This window comes from Catenulispora acidiphila DSM 44928 (assembly GCF_000024025.1).
Lineage (GTDB): Bacteria > Actinomycetota > Actinomycetes > Streptomycetales > Catenulisporaceae > Catenulispora > Catenulispora acidiphila.
Genome location: NC_013131.1, coordinates 2,889,543 through 2,912,686 on the forward strand (window position 1 = coordinate 2,889,543; position 23,144 = coordinate 2,912,686).

18 protein-coding genes are annotated in these 23,144 nt (G+C 68.7%); 11 read left to right on the plus strand and 7 right to left on the minus strand.

Going from position 1 to position 23,144, the window contains the following annotated elements:
* Positions 1-55: 55 nt before the first annotated feature.
* The 4 genes from CACI_RS12730 to CACI_RS12745 all read left to right on the plus strand — a co-directional run bounded on the left by CACI_RS12730 (position 56) and on the right by CACI_RS12745 (position 6,916).
* Positions 56-1,228 (plus strand): ROK family transcriptional regulator, encoded by a 1,173-nt coding sequence (locus tag CACI_RS12730; RefSeq protein WP_012786764.1) that lies wholly within the window; start codon positions 56-58, stop codon positions 1,226-1,228.
* 58 nt (positions 1,229-1,286) lie between these two features.
* On the plus strand, positions 1,287-3,125 hold the full coding sequence (locus CACI_RS12735; protein WP_012786765.1) for an alpha-galactosidase D: 1,839 nt from the start codon (positions 1,287-1,289) through the stop codon (positions 3,123-3,125).
* Between the two features lie 107 nt (positions 3,126-3,232).
* Positions 3,233-5,647, plus strand: coding sequence for a glycosyl hydrolase family 95 catalytic domain-containing protein (locus tag CACI_RS12740; RefSeq protein ID WP_012786766.1), 2,415 nt, complete (start codon positions 3,233-3,235; stop codon positions 5,645-5,647).
* A gap of 24 nt (positions 5,648-5,671) precedes the next feature.
* Positions 5,672-6,916, plus strand: a complete 1,245-nt coding sequence (locus tag CACI_RS12745) for an SGNH/GDSL hydrolase family protein (protein WP_012786767.1) — start codon at positions 5,672-5,674, stop codon at positions 6,914-6,916.
* 43 nt (positions 6,917-6,959) lie between these two features.
* On the opposite strand, the gene CACI_RS12750 is transcribed toward CACI_RS12745, so the two are convergent.
* Complete coding sequence (locus CACI_RS12750; RefSeq protein ID WP_012786768.1) at positions 6,960-7,658, minus strand: TetR/AcrR family transcriptional regulator; 699 nt, start codon at positions 7,656-7,658, stop codon at positions 6,960-6,962.
* 144 nt (positions 7,659-7,802) lie between these two features.
* On the opposite strand from CACI_RS12750, the gene CACI_RS12755 reads away from it, so the two are divergent.
* From CACI_RS12755 to rho, 3 genes are all read left to right on the plus strand, one after another.
* Entirely contained in the window at positions 7,803-8,693 is an 891-nt protein-coding gene (locus CACI_RS12755) for an SDR family NAD(P)-dependent oxidoreductase (protein ID WP_012786769.1), read from the plus strand.
* 121 nt (positions 8,694-8,814) lie between these two features.
* Positions 8,815-9,114 carry a hypothetical protein gene (locus CACI_RS12760; protein WP_012786770.1) on the plus strand — a complete coding sequence of 100 codons (300 nt, stop codon included), beginning with the start codon at positions 8,815-8,817 and terminating at the stop codon, positions 9,112-9,114.
* Between the two features lie 289 nt (positions 9,115-9,403).
* Positions 9,404-10,624 carry a transcription termination factor Rho gene (gene rho / locus CACI_RS12765; protein WP_012786771.1) on the plus strand — a complete coding sequence of 407 codons (1,221 nt, stop codon included), beginning with the start codon at positions 9,404-9,406 and terminating at the stop codon, positions 10,622-10,624.
* Between the two features lie 10 nt (positions 10,625-10,634).
* Here the strand turns inward: rho and CACI_RS12770 are convergent, their stop codons facing one another.
* Positions 10,635-12,029, minus strand: a complete 1,395-nt coding sequence (locus tag CACI_RS12770; RefSeq protein ID WP_012786772.1) for an FAD-dependent oxidoreductase — start codon at positions 12,027-12,029, stop codon at positions 10,635-10,637.
* A 119-nt stretch (positions 12,030-12,148) separates the two neighbouring features.
* On the opposite strand from CACI_RS12770, the gene CACI_RS12775 reads away from it, so the two are divergent.
* A complete protein-coding gene (locus CACI_RS12775; RefSeq protein WP_012786773.1) occupies positions 12,149-13,069 on the plus strand; it encodes an AraC family transcriptional regulator in 921 nt (306 codons plus the stop codon).
* Here the strand turns inward: CACI_RS12775 and CACI_RS12780 are convergent.
* Positions 13,062-14,072 carry an IPT/TIG domain-containing protein gene (locus CACI_RS12780; RefSeq protein ID WP_012786774.1) on the minus strand — a complete coding sequence of 337 codons (1,011 nt, stop codon included), beginning with the start codon at positions 14,070-14,072 and terminating at the stop codon, positions 13,062-13,064. The genes CACI_RS12775 and CACI_RS12780 overlap by 8 nt on opposite strands.
* 338 nt (positions 14,073-14,410) lie before the next feature.
* Between CACI_RS12780 and CACI_RS12785 the strand changes: the two genes are divergently transcribed.
* Positions 14,411-15,154 (plus strand): IPT/TIG domain-containing protein, encoded by a 744-nt coding sequence (locus CACI_RS12785; protein ID WP_012786775.1) that lies wholly within the window; start codon positions 14,411-14,413, stop codon positions 15,152-15,154.
* Here the strand turns inward: CACI_RS12785 and CACI_RS47720 are convergent, their stop codons facing one another.
* Positions 15,155-15,721 carry an Ig-like domain-containing protein gene (locus tag CACI_RS47720; protein ID WP_012786776.1) on the minus strand — a complete coding sequence of 189 codons (567 nt, stop codon included), beginning with the start codon at positions 15,719-15,721 and terminating at the stop codon, positions 15,155-15,157.
* A 518-nt stretch (positions 15,722-16,239) separates the two neighbouring features.
* Here CACI_RS47720 and CACI_RS12795 point away from each other — a divergent pair.
* Positions 16,240-17,721, plus strand: a complete 1,482-nt coding sequence (locus CACI_RS12795) for a hypothetical protein (RefSeq protein WP_190276751.1) — start codon at positions 16,240-16,242, stop codon at positions 17,719-17,721.
* Positions 17,722-17,752: 31 nt separating this feature from the next.
* Here CACI_RS12795 and CACI_RS12800 read toward each other — a convergent pair whose 3' ends face one another.
* On the minus strand, positions 17,753-18,832 hold the full coding sequence (locus CACI_RS12800) for a LacI family DNA-binding transcriptional regulator (RefSeq protein WP_041540190.1): 1,080 nt from the start codon (positions 18,830-18,832) through the stop codon (positions 17,753-17,755).
* A 99-nt stretch (positions 18,833-18,931) separates the two neighbouring features.
* On the opposite strand from CACI_RS12800, the gene CACI_RS12805 reads away from it, so the two are divergent.
* Positions 18,932-19,141, plus strand: coding sequence for a hypothetical protein (locus tag CACI_RS12805; RefSeq protein WP_012786779.1), 210 nt, complete (start codon positions 18,932-18,934; stop codon positions 19,139-19,141).
* A 105-nt stretch (positions 19,142-19,246) separates the two neighbouring features.
* On the opposite strand, the gene CACI_RS45455 is transcribed toward CACI_RS12805, so the two are convergent.
* Together CACI_RS45455 and CACI_RS12815 are read right to left on the minus strand one after the other, a co-directional pair.
* Positions 19,247-21,304, minus strand: a complete 2,058-nt coding sequence (locus tag CACI_RS45455) for a glycoside hydrolase domain-containing protein (RefSeq protein ID WP_012786780.1) — start codon at positions 21,302-21,304, stop codon at positions 19,247-19,249.
* A 99-nt stretch (positions 21,305-21,403) separates the two neighbouring features.
* Positions 21,404-23,068 (minus strand): FG-GAP-like repeat-containing protein, encoded by a 1,665-nt coding sequence (locus tag CACI_RS12815; RefSeq protein WP_190276752.1) that lies wholly within the window; start codon positions 23,066-23,068, stop codon positions 21,404-21,406.
* Positions 23,069-23,144: the final 76 nt, after the last annotated feature.

Genomic DNA, 23,144 nt, shown 5'->3' on the forward strand with positions numbered 1-23,144 from the left:
GGCGCTCCGGAAATCAATACTTGACGAAAGAAATTATTAGACTTAGGTTTCCGCCGTGTCTCCGAACCGCTCCCCTCAGCCGCTGGCCGCCACCCCGGCCGCGACCGCCGTGCTGGCCATGGTCCTGACCGAGGGCCCGCTCAGCCGGGTTGACCTGGCTCGGCGGCTCGGCATCTCCTCCGCCGCCGTCACCAAGGCCGCCCGGCCTTTCCTCGACGACGGATACCTGCACGAACTCGACTCCGAGCGGACCGCGCCCGGCGCCGGCCGCCCGGTGAGCCCGCTGGCGATCACCCCCGACCGGGAGTTCGTCATCGGAGTGAAGGTCACCGCCGACGAAGTGATCGGCGTCGTCGCCGATCTGAAGGCCCGGATCAGGAACTCGGCGCACCGACAGCTGCCGGACTGCGAACCCGCCACGGTTCTGGCCACCCTGGCAGCCCTGGTCGAGGAGCTGCTCGACGCCGATCCCGAACTGCGGGGCAAGACCCGCCGCATGGGAGTCGCGGTCTCCGGCGACGTGGACCGGGTACGCGGGGTGGTCCGGCTGTCCCCGCTGCTCGGCTGGCAGGACGTCGACCTCGCCGGCCCGGTCGGCGACGCCACCGGTCTGGTCGTCGTGGTCGAGAACGATGTCAAAGCCCTCACCGTCGCCGAGCACTGGTTCGGCGACGGCGTGGGGACCGACGACTTCACGCTGGTCACCGTCGGCGCCGGCATCGGCTGCGGCATCGTCACCGGCGGGCGCCTGCTCTCCGGCGCGTACGGCGTGGCCGGGGAGGTCGGCCACGTCTGCGTCGACGCCTCGGGACCGGTGTGCCACTGCGGCGCGCGCGGCTGTGTCGAGGCGATCGCCGCCACCGAGGCGATCGTCGGCCGGGCCCGCCTCCTGACCGGGCGCGACGGCCTCACCTTCACTGAGGCCGCCGAGCTCGCCCGCTCCGGTTCCCCCGAGGTGTGCGCCTTGTTCTCCGAGGCGGGCACCGCCATTGGCCTCGCCATCACCGCCGTGGTCAACCTGATCGGCCCGGAGCGGATCGTCGTCTCCGGCGAGGGCCTGGACGCCTACGACCTCTTCGAGACAGAAATCCGTCAGGCATACGCCACCCATGCCTTCGGCGCTGCCGCGCGGTGCCCTTTGACCATCCGTCCGCTGCCGTTCGAGGAATGGGCGCGCGGCGCCGCAGCTGTGGGCATCCAGACCCTCTTCGCCCCGGCGCGCGGCTAGCTGAGGCCTTCTCGCCACCCCCACCCCACATCCCACATCCCACCGGGAGGTTCGACCCATGCGGTCATCCTCGTACTTTCGCACTCCCAAAATCGCCGCCGCCGTCGTGGTCCTGGCTGTCGGCAGCCTCGCCTCGGCTGCCCTGACCGCAGCCGGTCCGGCCAACGCCGCGCAGGCAGCGCCGCCGCCGACCACTACCGCCAACGCCGCCACGGTCGCCGCCACGCCCTTCATGGGCTGGTCGAGCTGGAGCATGCAGTCCTCGTCTTACCCGGGACTGAACCCGAACGGCAACTACAGCTACCTCACCGAAGCGAACGTCCTGAAGCAGACCGACGCCCTGGCCGCCAAGCTCAAGGCGTACGGCTACGACCACGTCGACATCGACGCCGGCTGGTGGCGCGACAACAACTGGACGCCGGAGTACGACCAGAACGCCCGGCAGACCCCTGACCCGGTCCGCTTCCCGCACGGTATGCAGTCGATCGCCGACCACATCCACTCCCAGGGACTCAAGGCCGGTATCTACCTGCCGGTCGGTCTGGAGAAGGAGGCGTACGGCGGCGGCACCGTGCCGATCGCGAACGCTCCCGGCTGCACCACCGCCGACATCGTCTACCCGGACCTTCGCACCACCAACGGCTGGGACAGCTCCTACAAGCTGAACTTCGCCAACGCCTGCGCGCAGAAGTACGTCGACTCCCAGGCGCAGATGCTCGCCGGCTGGGGCTACGACTTCCTCAAGATCGACGGCGTCGGTCCCGGCTCGGGCAAGTCCGGCGACAACTACGACAACACCGCCGACGTGGCCGCCTGGAACCAGGCGATCGCCGCCACCGGCCGTCCGATCCACCTGGAACTGTCCTGGTCCCTGGACCGGGGCAACGCCGCCAACTGGAAGCAGTACTCCAACGGCTGGCGCGTCGACACCGACGTGGAGTGCTACTGCAACACGCTGGTCACCTGGGACAACTCGGTCAAGGCCCGCTGGAACGACGCCCCGGTGTGGAGCGACGTGGCAGGTCCCGGCGGCTGGAACGACCTGGACTCCCTCGACGTCGGCAACGGCACGATGGACGGCCTGACCAACGCCGAGCGGCAGAGCTACATGACGCTGTGGGCGATCGAGAAGTCACCGCTGTTCACCGGTGACGACCTCACCCAGCTGGACAGCTACGGTCTGTCGCTGCTCACCAACCGGGAAGTCATCGGCATCGACCAGAACACCTCGCCGGTGGCGCGTCCGGTCAGCACGATGCGCGACCAGCAGGTCTGGGCGACCAAGAACGCTGACGGCAGCTACACCGTCGCGCTGTTCAACATGGCCGCCGCGCCCGAATCGGTCAGCGCCTACTGGGCCGCGCTCGGATTCCAGGGCAACGCCAGCGTCCACGACCTGTGGAACCACCAGAACCTCGGCTCCTTCACCAACCAGATCACCGAGGCACTGCCCGCCCACGGCTCGCGGCTGTTCACCATCACCCCGGCCGGCAGCACCAAGCCGGTGAAGACCACGAGCTACGAAGCCGAGTCCACGAACAACACACTGACCGGCGGCGCCTCGCTCACCGCCTGCACCGCCTGTTCCGGCGGCTCACGGGTCGGCAACCTCTACGGAAGCGCCAAGCTTCAGGTCAACAACGTCACCGTCAAGAAGGACGGGATCTACACCATCACCGTCTCCTACGTCGACGGCAGCACGGACCGGACCGCGACCATCTCCTCCAACACCGGCAGCGGGACAAGCATCGCCTTCCCCTCGACAGGCGACTGGAACACCGTCCACTCCATCAGCTTCCAGCTGGGTCTGAAGGCGGGCTCGAACTCCATCACCTTCGACAGCGCCGGCTGGTACTCGCCCGACATCGACAAGATCGACGTCCCGGTTTCCTCCTGACAGCGAGCGGGGTCCGGCGATCCGCCCACCGGACCGGGCCCCGCGCTCGCCTTCCCTCCCCACGAAACCCCCACAGCATCCCTCCCCAGATGCGGAGCTTGAAGACCATGGACAGTCAGCGCCACGACCCCGATCACCCCCACCCCTCACGCAGGGGCGTGCTCGCTTTCGCCGCCGTAGCCGGCGCGGCGGCCACCACCTTCGGTATGCGTCCCGCTTTCGCCGCCACCTCGGCGCCGGTGCGCCCGACCCGATCCCCGCTGCTGTCCGCGGCTCAGGCCGCGAAGAACCAGCTGTGGTGGCAGGCGCCCGGCTCGCCCTCCTCGCTGATCGAGCAGGGTTTACCGGTCGGGAACGGACGGCTCGGCGCACTGGCGAGCAACGACCCCGGCAGCGAATTCCTCACCGTCACCGACGACTCCCTGTGGACCGGCGACCGCAACGACACGCTGCAAAGCGACGGCCAGTTCCCTTACAGCGCCAACGATTTCGGCTCCTTCGCCATCCTCGCTCAGCTCACCGTCGCCATCCCGGCGCACGACCTGAGCGTCGTCAACAATTACCGCCGCACGCTCGACCTGGCTCAGGGCGTGCTCAGCACCTCCTACGAGGTCAACGGCGTCCGCTACGACCGGCAGATCTTCGCCAGCCGCCCCGACGACGTCATCGTTCTGCGATTCACCCAGCACGGCGGCGGCTCGTACACCGGTACCGTCTCCCTGGCCGGCACGCACAGCGAGACCACCACCGTTGACGGCTCGGCGGCGCTCGCCTCGTTCGGCGGCGCGCTCGCCAACGGTCTGAAGTACGGCGCCGCGCTGACCGCCAGCAGCAGCACCGGCAAGGTCGCCGTCAACGGGTCTTCGCTGTCCTTCACCGGTTGCCAGGACCTCACCGTCATCGTCAGCGGCGGCACCGACTATGTGGCGAACTTCGCCACGGGATTCCGCGACTCGGCTGTCGATCCGCTCAGTCTGGCGCGGACCAAGGTCCTCGCCGCGGTCAAGCAGTCGCCGACCGCGTTGCTGTACACGCACGTCGCAGACTTCCTCGCGGCGTTCGGCACGTTCGACGTCGATTTCGGCGCGTCGTCGGCGCCGCAGAAGGCGCTGGACACCTGGGACCGGATTCAGGCTCGCGATCGCGACGACATCCCCGACCCGGAGATGGAAGCCGCCTACGTGCAGTTCGGTCGCTACCTGATGATCTCCGGATCGCGGGGCGGTCTGCCGCTCAACCTCCAGGGTCTGTGGCTCTCGGACAACAATCCGGCGTGGATGGCTGACTACCACACCGATATCAACATCCAGATGAACTACTGGATGGCTGACCGCGTCGGCTTGTCAGACTGCTTCGACACGCTCGCCGACTACTGCCTCGCGCAGCTGCCTTCCTGGACGGACGTCACCCAGCGTCTGTTCAACAGCCCGACCAACCGCTACCGCAACTCCAGCGGCAAGATCGCCGGCTGGACCGTCGCGATCTCGACCAACCCCTGGGGTGGCGGCGGCTGGTGGTGGCACCCGGCCGGCAACGCCTGGCTGTGCCACAACCTCTTCGAGCACTACGAGTACACCCAGGACCGCGCGTACCTCGAGAAGATCTACCCGCTGATCAAGGGCGCCGTGGAGTTCTGGGAGGCGCGCCTGATCACCACGACCGTGACCGACCCCTCGGGCGGTACCCGGGAGGTCCTGATCGCGGACAGCGACTGGTCGCCCGAGCAGGGTCCGCTCGACGCCAAGGGCATCACCTATGCCCAGGAGCTGGTGTGGAACCTGTTCAGCCACTACCAGAGCACCACACAGATCCTCGGTCGTGACCTCGCCTACAGCCAGACCGTCGGAGGGCTCCAGCAGAAGCTCTACCTGCCGGTGGTCAGCCCGACGACGGGATGGTTGGAGGAATGGATGACCCCTGACAACCTCGGCGATCCCCAGCACCGCCACCTGTCTCCGCTGTTCGGGCTGTTCCCGGGCGACCGCATCCGTCCCGACGGCTCGACCCCGACGGACATCGTCACCGGCGCTACCGCGTTGCTCACCGCGCGCGGGATGAACAGCTACGGCTGGGCCAACGCCTGGCGCAGCCTGTGCTGGTCGCGGCTGAAGAACTCGAAGAACGCCTACCAGCTCTACGTCAACAACCTGAAGCCCTCGACCAACGGCAGCAACGGCACCGCGCAGAACCTGTTCGACATCCTCAACCTCTCGGCCGGCAGCGGAGCCTTCCAGATCGACGCGAACTTCGGCTCGCCGTCCGCGGCCGTCGACATGCTGATCTACTCGCGTCCCGGATACGTCGAGCTGCTGCCCGCGCTGCCCGCCGAGTGGGCCGCCTCGGGTTCGATCACCGGCGCGGGCGTGCGCGGCGGCTTCACCGCCGACATCACCTGGAAGAACGGCAAGGTCACCCGGGCGGCGCTGCACAGCGTCGGCGGCCGGAGCACCACGGTGGTCGTCAACGGCAGGTCGCAGGCCGTGAACCTGCACGCCGGCCAGTCAGTCAGCCTCGCGCACTAGTGCCATGGAGCGGAGTGATCCACGATGTCCCGCAATACCCTGAGATCCATCGGCGCCGCGCTGGCCGGACTCGCCATGGCGGTCGCGACGTACGGTCCCGCGCACGCCTCCGGCACGCCCGCGGCTTCCTCCCGCGTGTCCGGCACCAGGGTCGGCGCCTGGTCGCCGAGCATGACCACCGGCGGCCCGTCCTTCACCGACCAGACCCTGCGGATGGTCGCCCACAGCAGCGTCGCCGGCTCGAACGCCCGCATCACCTTGTCCAACCGGTACAGCAGCAGCCCGCTGGTCGTCGGTGCTGCGGACATCGCTCCGCAGGCCGACGGCGCGACGGCGGTCGCCGGTGCGACGCGGAACGTCAGGTTCGGCGGCGCGGTCCAGATCACCGTGCCCGCCGGGCAGGAAGTGGTCAGCGACCCCATCCCGATCACCGTCGGCGCGGGGGAGAACCTGCTCGTCAGCCTCTACCTGCCCGGTCCCACCGGCACCTCCACCTGGCACTCCGACGCCTTCGACACGACGTACGCGGCCTCCGGCGACCACACCGGCGACGACAGCGCGACCGCCTTCGGCACGACGACCACCTCCTGGTACTACCTGTCCGGGCTGGACGTCGTCCCGGCGACGGCCCAGGGCACCGTGGTCGCGTTCGGCGACTCCATCACCGACGGCTACCACTCCTCGACCGGCACCTACACGCGCTGGCCGGATCTGCTCGGCGACCGCCTCGGCTCTGGTCCGGGCCCGCAGCGGCTCAGCGTCGTGGACGCCGGCATCGGCGGAAACCGGGTGCTCACCGACGTCCCGAACCTCTGGCAGGGTGTCAGTGCCCTCAAACGCTTCCCGCACGACGCGCTCGGCCAGCCGCGCGTCAGCGACGTGATCCTGCTGGAGGGCATCAACGACATCGGCAACAACGCCGGCCCGAACGGCGCGCCGCTGACCGCGCAAGACCTGATCGACGGCTATCGCACGCTGATCAACGAAGCGCACGCCGCACACGTACGGATCATCGGCGCGACCCTGATGCCGATCCTGGGCAACGGCTACTACACGCCGACCGCGGAGACCCTGCGGCAGGCCGTGAACCAGTGGATCCGGACCAGCGGAGCCTTCGACGGCTACATCGACTTCGACCAGACGATGCGCGACCCGAACAACATCGCCGCCCTCAATCCCGTCTACGACTCCGGCGACCATCTGCATCCCAACGACACGGGGATGAAGGCGATGGCGGACGCGATCGACCTGCGCCTGCTGCGGAGCTGACGGCTCCCGACTCCCCGAGATCGCTTGGCGGCGCGCTCCAGTCCTATGGGCTGGAGCGCGCGGCGTATCCGGTGATCAGGGCACTGAGAATGTCGGTCAGCCGCGGCTCGACGTCGACGACGGCGTGGGCCAGATCGGGATCGGATTCGTAGAGGGTGCGCAGGGTGGTGCGCGGCGCCGCCATCTGCCACAGGGCTCCGGCCATCGCCGTGGCGGTGGTCACGACGCTGGTCGCCTCGTTCACGGACAGCGGCGTGATGGTGGACAGCGTCGCGGCGATCGCGGCGACCTCCGCGATGGCGAGGATCTTGAACGCTCGCACTCTGTCCACCGAGACGTTGCGTTCCAGGTTCAGCGGGGTGTGCGCGAGCAGGTCGCAGAACAGGGGGCGGGAGACCAGGGAGGATGCGAGCGCGGCGGCGACCTCGCCGGCGGTCTGCTCCCACTCCCGCCGTCTGGCTCCTCGGCCGGTGCCCGCGGAGAGGCGCGCCAACTGGTCGCGCACCGACGCGGACCACTCGCGCCAGGCGGTCGTCGCCAGCTGGAGGAAGATGTCCTCGCGCGTCTCGAAGTAGCGCAGCATCGCCGACTTGTGCATGCCGACGGCTTCGGCGATGTCGGTGAGCGTCACGGTGCGGATGCCGTGCTCGAGGGCGAGGCGCGCCGCGGCCTCCAGGATCGCCGCTTCGCGGGCCTGCTTGGCTTCCGCGCTTCGGGCGCGTTCGAACTGCGGCGTGGTCACCCGCTCATCGTACCGCAACTACGTTGCACTATTCACGCCCTGTTTCGCTGTGCGGCGCGGCAGTCACCCCGATCTGCCCGCGCCCGATGTCTCGTCTAGCACAACCACGTTGCGCTAATAGCGAAACCATGTTGCACTAGAGTCATGACTACGCACCCCACCACCTGGTTCATCACCGGCTCCTCCCGCGGCTTCGGCCGCTCGCTGGCCACCGCAGCCCTCGCCGCCGGCGACACCGTCGTGGCGAGCGCCCGCAAGCCCGAACAGCTCGCCGACCTGGTCGCCGAGTACGGCGAGCGCATCCTGCCGGTCGCCTTGGACGTCACCGACGCCGCCGCGGCCGAGGCCGCGCTCGCCGCGGGGCTAGAGAAGTTCGGCCGGATCGACGTGGTGGTCAACAACGCCGGCTACGCCAACCTCTCGCCGGTGGAGACCACCGACGAGGCCGACTTCCGCCGCCAGTTCGACACCAACTTCTGGGGTGTCTACAACGTCTCGCGCGCCGCGCTGCCGCTGCTGAAGAAGCAGGGCGCGGGCATCGTGATCCAGTTCTCCTCGATCGGCGGACGCGTCGGCCAGAACCCGGGACTCGGCTCCTACCAGGCGGCCAAGTTCGCCGTCGACGGCTTCACCCGCGTCCTGGCAGCCGAGACCGCCCCGTTCGGCATCCGCTACGTCGTGGTCGAGCCGGGCGGCTTCGCCACCGACTGGGCCGGCTCCTCGATGCGCGTCGAGGAGGTGACGGACGACTACCGCCAGACCGTCGGCGTCTTGGTCGACCGAGTACGCAGCGGCGGCACCGCCCAAGGCGACCCCGACCGCGCCGCCGAGATCCTGGTGCGCATGGTCCACGCCGGCAACCTGCCGACCCACCTGGTGCTCGGCGCCGGCGCGGTCCAGATGGCTCTGGACTACTCCCGCAGCCAGATCGCCGAGGCGGACGCCTGGCAGGCCGTTTCCGCATCCGCCGACTTCGGCGCCGACCACCCGGTCGAGCTGCCCGAGGTGCCGAAGGCGCCCGACCACGCCGGCTGACCGGGGTCCGGACCGTCGAGTCCTGAATGGTTCCGTACGTGACTACGTGGTTTCGCCGATGTGGCGTACCCGGGGGGACGCGACACTCGGGGGCGTTGAAACCGATCCCCAGGGAGCCAAGATGGCAGGAAAAGCCACCATCCGCATCAACGGACGCCACAGCCCGATGGCCTGGCTGCTCTATATGACCAAGCTCACCGTCGAGATCGACGGGACGCCTCAGCCCGGTTCGTGGGGCGACCGTGTCATCTCGGTCCCGCCCGGCCGCCACGACGTGAAGATCTACTTCAAGTACCTGACCAAGTCGCGCTGCTGCGAAGCCGGCGCCACGGTCGACGCCGCCGAGGGCAGCACCATCGCCATGGAATACCGGACCCCGATGATGATGACCGCGCCCGGTCGCCTGACGGTTCTGGGCTGATACGGCAGGGGAGCCGGGGGGCTTCTCTCCGTGGTGACGCCGGCTCCTGGGGAGTTCCCCGGGTGCCGGGTGAGAGTGTTGGCAGCGGATGCTGCTACAATGGCCTCGGTACTGATGAAAGCCGCCCCATTCTGAGGGCTTGGCGCCAGTACTGATCACAGCAAGACGTGAATCTCCGTCCCGCTGTTGTTGACGATCCGAATCGCGTCAACGTTCTCAGTCGCGCTTCTTCGTGATGTCTGCCGAAGCCGAGCGCTTCTGCCAACCTCTCCACCTTGAAAGGACTCTTATGTCCGCCCCCACTCTGGAACGTCCCACTGTTGCCGTCCGGCAGCACCAAGATCTCATCCAGGTCGCCGGCATCCTCGATCGCCAGGATCAGCACGGATTCCTGCGGACCACGGGCTACCTGCCCGGGCCCGAGGACGTGTTCGTGCCGCCCGACCTGATCCGTCGCCATGGACTGCGGTCCGGCGATGTCATCGAAGGCGCCGCCACCCAATCGTCGCCGGCCACGTCAGCCAAGTCAGCCAAGCCAGCCAAGTCAGCCAGGTCAGCCAACTCATCCAAAGCCCGTCCGCTGGTCCGCGTCGACGCGGTCAACGGCAGGCCGTCCGACGAATCAGCCGCCAGACCGCACTTCGCCGCGATGACGCCGATCCATCCCCAGGAGCGACTGCGGCTCGCCGGCGACACCAGCCGGGTCAGCACGCGGATCATCGACCTGATCGCACCGATCGGCAAAGGTCAGCGAGGCCTGATCGTCGCCCCGCCCAAGACCGGAAAAACCATGCTCCTGCAGGCGATCGCCGCGGGCGTGACCGCGAACCACCCCGAGTGCCACCTGATGGTCGTGCTCTTGGACGAGCGCCCCGAAGAGGTCACCGACATGCGCCGGACGGTGGACGGCGAAGTCCTCGCCTCCACCTTCGACCGCCCGATCCACGAGCACATCGCCATCGCCGAGCTCGCCGTCGAGCGCGCCAAGCGCCTTGCCGAGCAGGGCCAGGACGTCGTCATCCTCCTGGACTCCATCACCCGGCTGTGCCGAGCGCACAACAACAACGCCAAGTCCAGCGGCCGCACCCTGTCCGGCGGCGTCGACGCCTCAGCGGTGGCGGCGCCCAAGAAGCTCTTCGGCGCCGCCCGCAACCTCGAGGAAGGCGGCTCGGTCACCATCCTGGCCACCGCCCTGGTCGACACCGGATCCCGAGCCGACGACTACTTCTTCGAAGAACTCAAAAGCACCGGGAGCATGGAACTGCGCCTGGACCGCAGCCTCGCCGACAAGCGCGTCTTCCCCGCCCTCGACGTCGCCGCCTCCGGCACCCGCCGCGAAGAACTCCTGATGCCCCCGGCCGAACTCGACGCCGTCCGCAAACTCCGCCGCGTCCTCACCGCCCGCACCAACCAGCAAGCCGTCGAGCTCCTGCTGGAAGGAGCCAAGCAGAACGCCGGCAACAGCGAGTTCCTCTGGCGTATCACGCATTCGAGCTCGTCAGCATCCTGATCCTTGTACCTCAGCGCACCACCGTGGCGAGAACCTCGTTGAACGCCTCGGTCGAGCTCGGGTGCGTGTAGATCGCGTCCCGCAGCGTCGAAGCGGTGACGCCGCTGCGCATCGCCAGGGCCACGGTGTTGATCAGCTCCTGGGAGTCGACGCTGAGGATGGCCGCGCCGAGGACCTCGTCGGTGTCGGCGGCGATCACGAACTTCATCACCCCGCGCGTCTCGCCGACGATGCCCGCACGCGGCATCGCCGCCATCGCGGCCACCGCCTTGGACACGATGCGGACGGGGCGACCGGTCGCGAGCGCCTCGGTCTCCGTCACGCCCACGCGGGCCAGCGGCGGGCCCATGAACAGCGTGTAGGGGACCGCGACCCGGTCCGACGTCGCCCGCTTGCCCTCGCCGAGCAGCTGGTCGGCGACGATGCGCGAGTCGTCGAGCGAGATGTACGTGAACTGCGGGCCGCCGTTGACGTCGCCGACGGCGAAGATGTGCGGGCGGTTGGTGCGCAGGTGCTCGTCGACCTCGACGGCGCCTCGGACGGTGGTGCGGATGCCCGCGGCGTCGAGCCGGAGCTCGGCGGTGCGCGGGGTGCGACCCACGGCGGACAGGACCACGTCCGCTTCGAGCGTCCCGGAGGTGCCGGCAGTGCCGTCGGCGCCGTTCGCCTCGTAGTGCACGAGCGCGCCGTCGGCGGTGTCCTCGACGCGCGTGACACGAACGCCGGTGCGCACGGTGACGCCGTCGTCGGTGAGGATCTGCTCGACGACGCCGACGACGTCCTCGTCCTCGCGCGGCAGGATCCGGACGCCGGCTTCCAGGACGGTGACCTCGGTGCCGTAGGTGCTCAGCATCGCCGCGAACTCGATGCCCTGGTAGCCGCCGCCGAGCACGACCAGGCGCCGCGGCAGGTCCGGCGAGCCGATCAGCTCGGTGGCCGTGACCAGGTGCTTGCTGGCGCGCAGGCCGGGGATGTCGGGGACGGCGTTCTGCGCGCCGGTGTTGATGACGATCGTCTCCGCGGTGATCTCCAAGCGGTCCGACCCCGCCGTGACCTCGACCGTCTTCTCGTCGAGGAACGCCGCGGTACCGGTCACCACGGTGACCGAGTCCAGCTCGTCGAGCATCCCGAAGTTCTTGCCGCGCATCGCGCCGGTCAGGGACGCCGTCGCGGCCACCGAACCGGCGTACCACTCGCGGGGGTCGGCGCCGGCCGGCCGGGTCTGGGCGTGGTGGATCAGCGACTTGGTCGGGACGCAGCCGATGTTGATGCAGGTCCCGCCGTACATCTGGTCGGACTGCTCGACCATCACCACCCGCCGGCCCAGGCGCCCCATCTTCGCCGCCAGCGTCTTGCCGCCCTTGCCGAACCCGATGACCAGCAGATCTGCGTGCATGGTGTCCATGAGTCAATGATCACGTGCCCGGAGGTGATTCGACAAGAAGGTATAGAATTCAAATTTCGTCGAGATCGGCTCACTGCTCACTGCTCACTGGCTCAGGGGAAGGGGAGGGCACCGGGCTCATGGACGCGATCAGCACCCTCATTCGCATGGCCCGGCTGGACGGCGTCGTCGACGTCCGCTGCTTGCTCACCGGAAGCCACGTCCTGGACAACCCGCCGACGTCCGGCCGCGTACCCTTCCACCTCCTGCTGGACGGATACTGCACGGCCGAGATCGACGGACACACCATCGACCTGCGACCCGGCGACGTGCTCGTCCTCCCGCGCGGCGGAGAACACCGCGTCCGGGTCACGACCGAGGCGCCGGCCGTGCCCGCCGACCTCCGCCAGGGCGCCTCGGTGGCGACCCTGGCCAGCTCCAGCGCCGATGCCTCGACCATCGACCTGTTCTGCGGCCACTACACCTACCAGCCGGGCGCCGGAGAGCTCCTGATCGCCGGACTGCCCGACATCCTCCACGCCTCCTTCGGCACCGGTCCCGACTCCCCGCTCCGCCTCCTCGGCGAGCTGATGCGCAGCGAAGCAGGACTCGACGGCCCCGGAGCCGGCGCCCTGCTGGCGTCGCTGTGCGAAGCGCTGCTCGCCCTGGTGCTGCGCGGAGACGGCACCGGCCACCCGGCGACCACGACCCTGCCCACCCCCTGGACCGCCGTCGCCGTCACCGACCCCGGCCTGCGCGCCGTGATCGACGCCGTCGTGCACCGCCCGCGGGAACCGTGGACGATCGCGGTCCTCGCGCACCTCGCCGGCGTCTCCCGCGCCACCCTGGTCCGGCACTTCTCCGCCGCGACCGGCATGGGCGTCGCCGACTTCCTCACCCGGATCAGGATGACGATAGCCGCCGACCTGCTGACCACCACCGACCGCAGCCTCGACGCCGTCGCCGAAGCCGTCGGCTACCAGTCGACGTCCGCCTTCGGCAAAGCCTTCCGCACCGCCACCGGCACCACCCCGTCGCGCCTGCGCCGAGCCGTCAGATGAGTGGGCCGGCGACCAGCTGGTAGGTGGCGGTGTTGCTGACGCCGCCCGGCGTGGTGACCTTGACGGTGACCGGGCCGGGGGCGCCGCTCGGGCTGATGGCCACGAGTTCGCTGTCCGAGATGGCGACGAAGGGCGCTGCGGCTCCGCCGATCAGGACGGATTGCGCCAGGCCGAGGCTGCTTCCGCTGATGGTGACCGCGCTTCCGCCGCTCGTCGGTACCTGCGAAGGGGTGAGGGCGTTGATGACCGGGAGCGGCACGTAGGTGTAGGAGGCGCTGCCCACCCCCGGCAGGCTCGTGCCGCCCGGCGTGGTGACCGTGACGGCGACAGTCCCGGAACCGCTGGGAGCTTGGACCGTGATCTGATCGTCCGAGACGACCGTGAGCGCCGTGGCAGCGCCGGTTCCGAATCGGACGGCCGTGGCGAGCGTCAGGCTGGTACCGGTGATGGTGACGGTGTTCCCGCCGGCGACCGGACCCATCGAGGGCGAGACGGTGGCCACCGTCGGCGGTGGGACGTAGAAGTACAACACCCCGTTGCTCGTGCCTCCGGGGGTGACGACGGTGACCGCGACCGGGGCGACCGGTGCCGCAGGCGCCGTCGCGGTGATCTGGGTGGCGCTGACCACGGTGAACGCCACCGATACCGAGCCGAACAACACGCTGGTGGCGCCCGTGAATCCGGTCCCTGTGACGGTGACGGTGTTCCCGCCTGTTGTCGGGCCTTGTGTCGGACTGACGCTGCTCACCACCGGCGCCGCCACGTAGGTGTAGGTGACGCCGTTGCTGGTCCCGCCCGGCGTCGTCACCGTCACCGATGGCGCGCCGGAACCGGCGGGTGCGGTGGCGGTGATCTTGGTGGCGCTGACCACGACGTACGCCGCCGCCGCGGAACCGAACTTCACCCCGGTCACACCCGTGAAGCCGGTTCCGGTGACCGTGACGGCCGTCCCTCCGGCGGCAGGGCCCTGAACCGGGCTGATGCTGCTGATGACTGGCGCCATGATGCGGTTCCTTCCGGCTGCGGGGTCTGCGAAATCTGTGAGGTCTGTCAGGTCTGTCAGGTCTGGCGAGAGAAGGCAACTACTGTCAGTAACCTGCGCAGGTCCCCGGGCCGCAACAGCCGTGCGGGCAAACCACTCTTTCGGGTCCGAGGCGATGACATCGCGGACTCGGCCTGTGCTCGCCACGGCCGCACTTCGCCCGGAAGAGTGATTTCGCGTCAGGGCTCTTGCAGGCCGGTGACCTGCGCAGGTTACTGAAAGTAGCCACATCGGTGGGCCGCCCACCTCGCGTCGAGTCCCGAGGGCCGCTCATCAGCCCACTGCAAGGAGCAGCGCACATGCCGATCTCCCCGAACCAGGGATCCACCGGCGGCGGGACCGTCGTCACCATCACCGGAGTCAATCTCGGCGGCGCCACCGCGGTGTTCTTCGGCACCGAGCCGGCCATCATCACCGCGAACACGCCCACCTCGGTCACGGTCGTCTCGCCGTCCGGCGCCGGGGCGGTGGAAGTGACCGTGACCACGGCGGGCGGCACCAGCAACCCGCTCTCGTTCTTCTACGTGGAAGCGCCGTTCAAAAGCGGTCTGAGCGCGAGCTCCGGACCGACGGCGGGCGGAAACACCATCGCCATCAGCGGTATCGGCTTCGCGACCGCCAGCAGCGTCGGGTTCGGCTCGGCCAGTGCGGTGCCGACCGTGGTGTCCGACGGCCTGATCGACGTCGTCGTCCCCGCCGCGGGGTCGGCCGGGACCGTCGGGCTCACCGTCACCACCGCCGGCGGCAGCAACAACGGGTTCTCCTACACCTACGTCGATTCCCCGACCGTCAGCGCCGTCACCCCCACCTCCGGCTCGACCTCCGGAGGCACCGTGGTGACGCTCACCGGCACCAACCTCGCCACCACCCAGTCGGTCACCATCAGCGGGACCCTCGCGCCGTTCACAGTCGTCAACGGCGCCGAGATGTCCATCGTCACCCCGGCCGGCACCGTCGGAGCCGCCGACGTGGACGTCACCACGACCGGCGGCACAGCGACCTTGGCGGGCGGCTACACCTACGTCGCCGCACCTGGAATCTGATCAGCGGCCCGGTCCCGCTGCGGGCGCGGGGCTGGCGCCGTTGCCGGGCTGGTAAAAGTTGTAGGTGTTGTAGACATTGTACGTTTTGTGGATGTTGTAGGTGTCTGCGAAGTTCAGGTTGATCAGACTGCCGCAGGTGAGAAGGCACAGCCCGGGCGGATTCGGCGTCGGATTCGGCGGGGGCGTCGGCGCCGTCGTCACCTGGACCGTGGTCGTGTTGTTCGACGCGTCGCAGTTATCGTTGCCGTTGTACGCCGCGGTGATCGTGTGAGCGCCGGTGGTGGTGAAGCTGGTCGTGAAGCTCGCCGTCCCGTCCGCCGCGACGGGAACGGTGGTCAGCAGGTCTCCGCCGTCGAAGAACGTCATGCCGAGACCGCCGCTCGGGTCACCGGCGCACGTCACCGCCGCGTCCAACTCCACCGACTGCCCCGTGGCCGCCGTCGAGGGCGACGCGGTGACCGTGGTCGAGGAGACCGCCTGCGCCGAAGCCGGTGAAGCGAAAACCACCACGGCCAGCGCGGCGAAGGCCACGGTCGTCCACGCACTCCGTTTGTGCCAGCTCTGCAATGTACCTGCTCCTCGGTTCTGGGAGATTCGGCTCACCAAGCGCATGTCAATCTACGATGTGTTGTCCGCTATCTCGCAGAGCCCGCTGGGGGCGACTCGTCCCAATCAGGGAGTTCACTCGAACGGCGCACGGACGGACCTCGCCGCCGATCGACCCGGCCCGCAAAACACTGCGACACACCTGGCCCGGCCCTGCGGATCAAAGGGTCGGGCCACCTGCTTTGCCAAAGCTCTGACCAGGTGATTTCGAACGCTGTTCGAGATATTTCTCGGCCTCGCCGCCTCTGCTCTGGCGTTCATGACAACGTTGTCGTAACGTTCGCGGCAGAGGGATGCGGGCCTCGGGCGGACCGCGCCGATGACGCATCCCCGTCGCCCGCGGCGTACTTCGTCGGAGCGCGTGCTCCGAGTGTTCAGGACCATCTCCTCGTTCGAGTGAAAGGTTCCTCATGCATTCGTCCGGCAGGCGTTCGGCAGGCGCCGTCGCCCGTGTCGCAGTACTCTGCGCCGCTCTGGTCGTGCCCGTCCCGTTCGCGGTATCGGCATCGGCTGGTGTGGCCGGCGCGGCCAGTGCGGCCAGTGCGGCCACCGCGCCGCTCTCCACCATCACCGACCTCGGCACGCTCGGCGGTGATCTCAGCATCGCCAACGGGATCAACAACGCCGGGGTCGTCGTCGGCTACAGCGATCTGGCTTCCGGCACTCAGCACGGCTTCCGCTGGTCCGGAGGGACCATGTCCGACCTGGGGGTCGAGGCCGGGGGCGGGGACAGTGTGGCGAACGCCGTCAACGACGCCGGTCAGATCGCGGGCCAAGCGACGCGCGCCGACGGCGGTTACGCGTATCCGGTCCGCTGGAGCGCCGCCGGCGTGCTGCAGGACCTCGGCGGCCCGATCACCAACCGGCTGGGCGTCGGCAACGCCATCGACCCCTCCGGCCGCGTCGCCGGCGGTCAGCGTCCGGCCGACTCCGAGGGCAGCCCGGAGGCGATCGTCTATGACGCCGCCGGCAACCCCACCGAGCTGAGTACGCCGACGCAGACCCTCAACGCGGCCACCGGCATCAACGCGCGCGGGCAGGTCGTCGGCGGTCCGGCGTTCGTCTGGCAGAACGGGTCCCTGACCATGCTGCCGGTGCTGCCCGGCGGTCAGGGCGGATCGGCCAACGCCATCAACGTCTCCGGCACGATCGTCGGCACCGTCAGCCGAACCGGCACGCTCAGCGGTCTGGACGCCGCGCTCTGGCAGAACAACACCCTGACAGACCTCGGCACGATCGACGCGATCCAGTACAACCAGGCGACCGCGGTCAACGCCGCGGGCCAGATCGTCGGTACCGCCGACCCCGAGTGTCAGCCGTGCGCCGCACCGGAGGCGTGGCTGCGCCAGCCGGGCGGCGCGCTGACGAAGCTGGACACGCTGCTCCCCGCCGGCTCCGGCTGGACCCTCCAATCAGCCACCGGGATCAACGACCGCGGCCAGATCGTCGGCGTCGGCCTCCACAACGGCCACAAGCGCGGCTACCTGCTCACCCCGGCGTTCGCCGCGACCGTGAACTTCGAACCGGCCGGCTCGACGATCCCGGTGGGCTACGCGGCGGACACCGGCGCCGCGTACGGTGCGCGGTCCGGCGGCCTGACCTACGGCTGGAACATCGACAACTCCGTGAACACGAGGGACCGCAACGCCTCGAGCTCCCCGGATCAGCGCTATGACACGCTGATCCACATGGAGCGCAGCGGAAGCGCGACGGTGTGGGAGATGGCGGTGCCGAACGGCCACTACACGGTGCACCTGGTCTGCGGCGATCCGTCGAACACCGACAGCGTCTACAAGGTCAACGTGGAGGGCGTGCTCACAGTCTCAGGGACGCCGAGCGCCGCCAGCCACTGGATCGAGGGGACCAGCCAGGTCACGGTCTCCGATGGCAAACTGACCATCACCAACGCCACCGGATCGAGCAACGACAAGCTCGCTTACGTGGACGTCATCGCTTCCTGACATCCAGCGCGCCAGATCACCCGCCGCCGGCTCACGCCGGCGGCGGCAGCTCACCGGAACCGCGCACGACAAGCCGGGTCGGCAGCACCACCTGCCGTGCCGGTTCGGTGAGCCCTGCCAGCCGTTCGAACAGCAGCGCCGCCGCCGTCCGGCCGAGCGCCGCCGGGTCCTGCGCGACCACGGTGACGCCGGGGGTCACGAGATCGGCGAACTCGAAGTCGTCGAAGCCGACCAGCGCCGGCCGGGGGAGTACCGCGCCGGCGTCCGCGTCACGCAGCGCCAGTTCGCGCAGCACCTGCGTGGTGATCCGGTTGTTCCCGGTGAACAACGCGGTGACCGCCGCCGGACCGTCGAGGAGCTGCTCCAGCTTGTCGCGCAGCCGTTCCGCGTGGCGTCGCAGCCGTCCGGCGCCGGGTTCGCCGACGGCGATCCACGCCTCGTCGACGTCCAGGCCGTGCGCCGCCATCTCCTGCCGGAAGCCGAGCAGCCGCCGCCGGGCGGTGTAGATGTCCGGGTCGTCGCCGACGAAGCCGATCCGCCGGTGGCCTGCGGCTATCAGATGCGCGACCGCGCTCCGTGCGCCGCCGACGTTGTCCGCCAACACCGCGTCGGTGTCCAGATTCACCGGCGGTCGGTCGATGAACACCACCGGCAGCCCGGAGTCCAGTTCCGAGGCCAGGTACGCGTGATCCGCCGACGCGGGCACGATCAGCAGCCCGTCCACCCGCCGCGCGCACAACGCCAGCGCCAGCTTGCGCTCCCGCTCGGGATCGTCGTCGCAGGAACCGGTGAACAGCAGACAGTCGTTCGCCGCGGCGACCCGCTCGACCGCCCGCGTCACCGTCGAGTAGAACGGGTCTCCGACATCCTCGACCAGCAAGCCGATCTCCGCGGCGCGCCCGATCCGCAACTGCCGCGCCGAGTCGTTCCGCCGGAAACCCAGCTGGCTGATCGCGTCCAGGACCCGCCGCCGAGTCCCCTCGACCACGCCGGCGTCGCCGTTCACGACGCGCGAGACGGTTTTCAGACTCACCTGGGCCCGCGCCGCGACGTCGTTCATCGTCGCGCGACGGACCCGGCCGCCGCCTCCATGAGGGCTCTGAACTCCCATTTGGGCGACGACTTTACTCGCGCTGACGCCCCGAGACCGTTTGAAGCCGCCGAGCGGGGCTACTAGGGATGCCTGAACGTTACGGAAGGAGATGTCGTCATGTATGCCGGTGGTCTTCTCGCCGCATTGCTGATTTTGGGGCTCGTCCTGGTGGTGACCTCGCTGGCGATGGTCATCTCGGAGCCGCGCGCCATCAAGGAGCCGCGTACCCGCGAAAACCCCTCCGACATCACGCGTCGGCTGCGTGCGCAAGGGACGCAGCGCGGTCGCAGGCGCACGGACAGCACCAGCGACGACGCGAAGAGCTGACGCTGATCTGCGCTGGCCCATACCGATGAAGGTTCGGTCCGGCCCGGAATCGCACTCCGGGCCGGACCGATTTTGCCGGCCGAACGGCTATAACAGTCAGTCGGACTACCAGCCCGTGCCGATCTGCTCGCGCTGGCTGCCGAGGTAGTTCGGGCTCGTGTACAGATAAAGGTTTCCGGTACTGCTGTCGGTGGCGACGAAGTCCGCGATGCCGTCGCCGTTCTGGTCGCCGACGGCGGCGATGTCGGTGTAGCTGCTCCAGCCGCCGCCGAGGTCGACGCGTGTCGTGCCGGAGTAGCCGGGGCCGTAGTACAGATACATGTGGTTGTCGGAGCCGTTGACGGCGATGAAGTCGTCCTTGCCGTCGCCGTTGTGGTCACCGGCGTCGGTGATGTCGCGGGTCCCGGTCCAGCCGGTGCCGGTCTGCTGGCGCTGGCTGCCGAGGTAGTTCGGGCTGGTGTAGAGGTAAAGGTTTCCGGTAGTGCTGTCGGTGGCGACGAAGTCCGGGATGCTATCGCCGTTGTGATCGCCGACGGCAGCGATGTCGGTGTAGCTGCTCCAGCCGCCGCCGAGGTCAACGCGTGTCGTGCCGGAGAAGTCCGGACCGTAATACAGATACATATGGTTGTCGGCGGTGTCGATGCCGATCAGGTCGGCGGCGCCGTCGCCGTTGTGGTCGCCGACGTCGGCCAGATCACGGATGGAGTTCCAGCCCCAGCCGAGCTTCGTCCGATCCGTACCGGAGTAGGCAGGACTGGTGTAGAGGTACAGGTTGCCGGTGGAGTGCTCGATCGCGACGAAGTCGTCGGTCTTGTCGCCGTTGCGGTCGCCGACGTCGGTGATCTCGCCCATCTTGCCGGCGTAGCCCGACGTGACGTCGAGATAGTCGTTGTCGACGTTGACGGTGGTGCCGCCGTAGGTCTCGTTGTGGCCGCTCCGGTACTGCTTGATCCGGTGGTGGTTCGCCCAGTCCGAGTCCGGGGCGTACGGCGTCAGGCTGGTGTTCGCGGTGCCGTCCCACAGGGCGCCATAGATGTCGTCCGGCCGTGGGTAGGTGGTGCTGTTGTAGTTCGCGGCCAGGTCGGCGACACCGGTCGAAGCGCTCGAATACACCCCGACCTTGTAGCCGGAAGCGCGCACCTGGGTCGTCCAGCCGCTGAGGTAGTTCAGGACGGCCGTCTTGCAGCTGCTGTTGCCGTTGTCGTAGCTCTCCATGTCGTTGTAGAGGATCGACCCGGTGCTCAGCCCGATGCTCTGGGCGATGCCGTCCATGTCCTTCGCACCCGAGACGCCTTGGCTGTAGGCGGTGCCCGGGTCGGAGGACATCTTGACGACATGCTGCGTGGAGCACGGAGCCTGAAGCCCGACGTACAGCGGGATCAGATGCCACCCGGCTCCCACCTGGGTACTCATCCATCCGGCCGTCAGGTTGGGCTGGCTGCAGCCTCGGTTGATGCCGCCGAAGTAGACGCCGACAGCGCGGTAGGGCGACGAGGCGAGCCACGTGCTCATGGTCGACGACGACGGCAGCGAGCAGGCGTCAAAACCCTTACCCGCGTAGGTTCCGGGCTCGAGGTAGTTCGCGGTGTCCGGTGTCACGGCCGACTGGTGCACGGGCAGCTGAGCCGTCGCTTTCGCGTCTGCCGTCAGGCGCGCGCCGGTGAGGATCTGCTGCGCCTGCTGCGCGTCGGTTCCGTACGAGGCGGTCACCAGCACGCCGGCGCCGGCTATCGCCTCGGTGATCTCGCCGTCGGTCCCGGAGGGCGTCGTCGCCGGTGCCGCGCGGGGACCGGTGACCTGGATCGTGTGAGAGCCGATCCGGTCGCCGGTCGCGGCGTCCAAGGGCTCGACGACGACGGCCTCGGTGCGTCCGATGACCTGCGCGGGGCAGCTCTGCTCGCTGCCCGGATGGCCGAGGTACACGGCGTGCTGGTCGAAGCGGACGCAGGTCTGCGGCGCCTGCGAGAGGTCGATGATCGGCCAGTCCGCCGGCACGCTCAGGGCGTAGCCGTGGTAGCTGACCTGTTTGGTGTTCGCGGAAGACGTCGCGGCAGTGCCGTGGTCGTTCGCGGCGGCCGACGGTCCGGCGCCGAGAACCATCGCCGTGCCGGCGATGAGCGCGGTGCTCCAATACCGCGAGACCTTGCGGGAGCGTGTAGGCATCAGTCTCCTTATTCGCTACTAAGTGCGGGGGGGGAAGGATGTGCAAGAGCCCTGCGACAGGTGGGGCGCCCCGATCGGAGCGCCCCACCGTGCCGTGCACTACCAGCCGCTGCCGATCTGTTGGCGCTGGCTGCCGAGGTAGCTCGGACTCGTGTAGAGGTAGAGGCTTCCGGTGCTGGTGTCGGTGGCGACGAAGTCCGCCTGCTTGTCAGAGTTCTGCCGGCCGATCGCGGCGATGTCGCCGTACCCGCCCCAGCCGCCGCCCAGCGCGACCCGGGTGGAGCCCGTGAAACCGGGGCTGGAGTACAGATACATCGTGGTGTCGGTGTCGTTGACGGCCACGAAGTCGTCCTGGCCGTCGCCGTTGTGGTCGCCGACATCGGTGATGTCGCGGGTCCCGGTCCAGCCGGTGCCGATCTGCTGGCGCTGGCTGCCCAGGTAGTTAGGACTCGTGTAGAGGTAGAGATTGCCGGTGGCGGCGTCGGTGGCGACGAAGTCCGGAACGCCGTCGCCGTTGCGGTCCCCGACGGTGGCCAGGTCGGTGTAGCTGTCCCAGCCGCCGCCGAGGTCGACGCGGGTCGTGCCCGAGAAGCCGGGACCGGAGTACAGGTACATGTGGTCGTCGGCGGTGTCGACGGCGATCAGGTCGGCGATGCCGTCGCCGTTGTGGTCGCCGACGTCGACCAGATCGCGCATCGTGTCCCAGCTCCAGCCGAGCTGCGTCCGGTTCGCCCCGGAGTAGGCGGAGCTGGTGTAGAGGTACAGGTCGCCGGTGGAGCGCTCGACCGCCACGAAATCGTCGACGCCGTCGCCGTTGCGGTCCCCGACGTCGGTGGTCTCCCCCATCGAGGCGCTGGTCATGGTCGCCGTACCGCGGTAGAGGCGGTGGTCGGAGACCGTCACGTCACGCGCCAGCACGTCTCCGGAGACGTTCGTGAAGGCGTTCTGGCTGAAGAACAGATAGTCGATCTTCTTCGTGGCCTGAGACGTCAGGTCGACGTACGTCGGTTCGCCGGATCGGCAGTCCGACTGCGTCGCCGTGCAGATCGACGTGTTGAAGTAGTTCTTGTCTGTCTGATCGGCTTCGCGGAAGCTTCCGTGCGGACTGCCGGCCATTCCGGGCTGGTAGAAGGAGTCGAGGGTCGACGTCGTCGCCGAGGCGTTGAAGTCGCCGCCGAGCACGACGGGGATTCCCGCCTCCTGCCAGGGCCGCACGAGACTCGCCAGCTTCTGCGCCTCAAGCGCGGAGTAGGTGCTGGAGTCCCAGTACAGGTGCACCGAGCAGCCCCAGTGGAGCCGACCCTGGATGAAGCTCTCCACACACGGCGACGCGATGTCCTCGTCCGTGGGCTCCCCGCCGATCTTCAGGTGGAGGACTTTCGTCTGGACGACGGCGCCCTTCGTGAACATGGCGATGCCGTATGGGCTGCCGCTGCAGGTGCCCGAGCCCACAGCTTTGGTCTGGTCGAAGAGCCCTGTGTAGCCCCGCGTCCTCAACTGCGCGTCGATGCTGTCGAACTGGGACTTGCAGACCTCCTGGAGAAAGATGTCGTCGGCGTTCCCGCCGGTCGGGGATCCCTCGTCCTCGACAACTCTCAGGCGCTGTGTGTTGCTGTAGTCGCTCGATGAACAGTGGTTGCCGCAGATGTTGTACGTGGAGAACCGGTACTGAGGCGCGGTATTGGGGGACGCCGAGTTATTGGGGGACGCCGTGCTATTCGGGGACGCCGTGCCGGCAGAGGCAGCGGGTGCGATACCGGCCACTACGAGCGCTGCGAAAGTGAGAACTGCCCAGAGACGTCGCGTGAGCGACATGAACCGTCCTGCCCTCCTGTAGGAA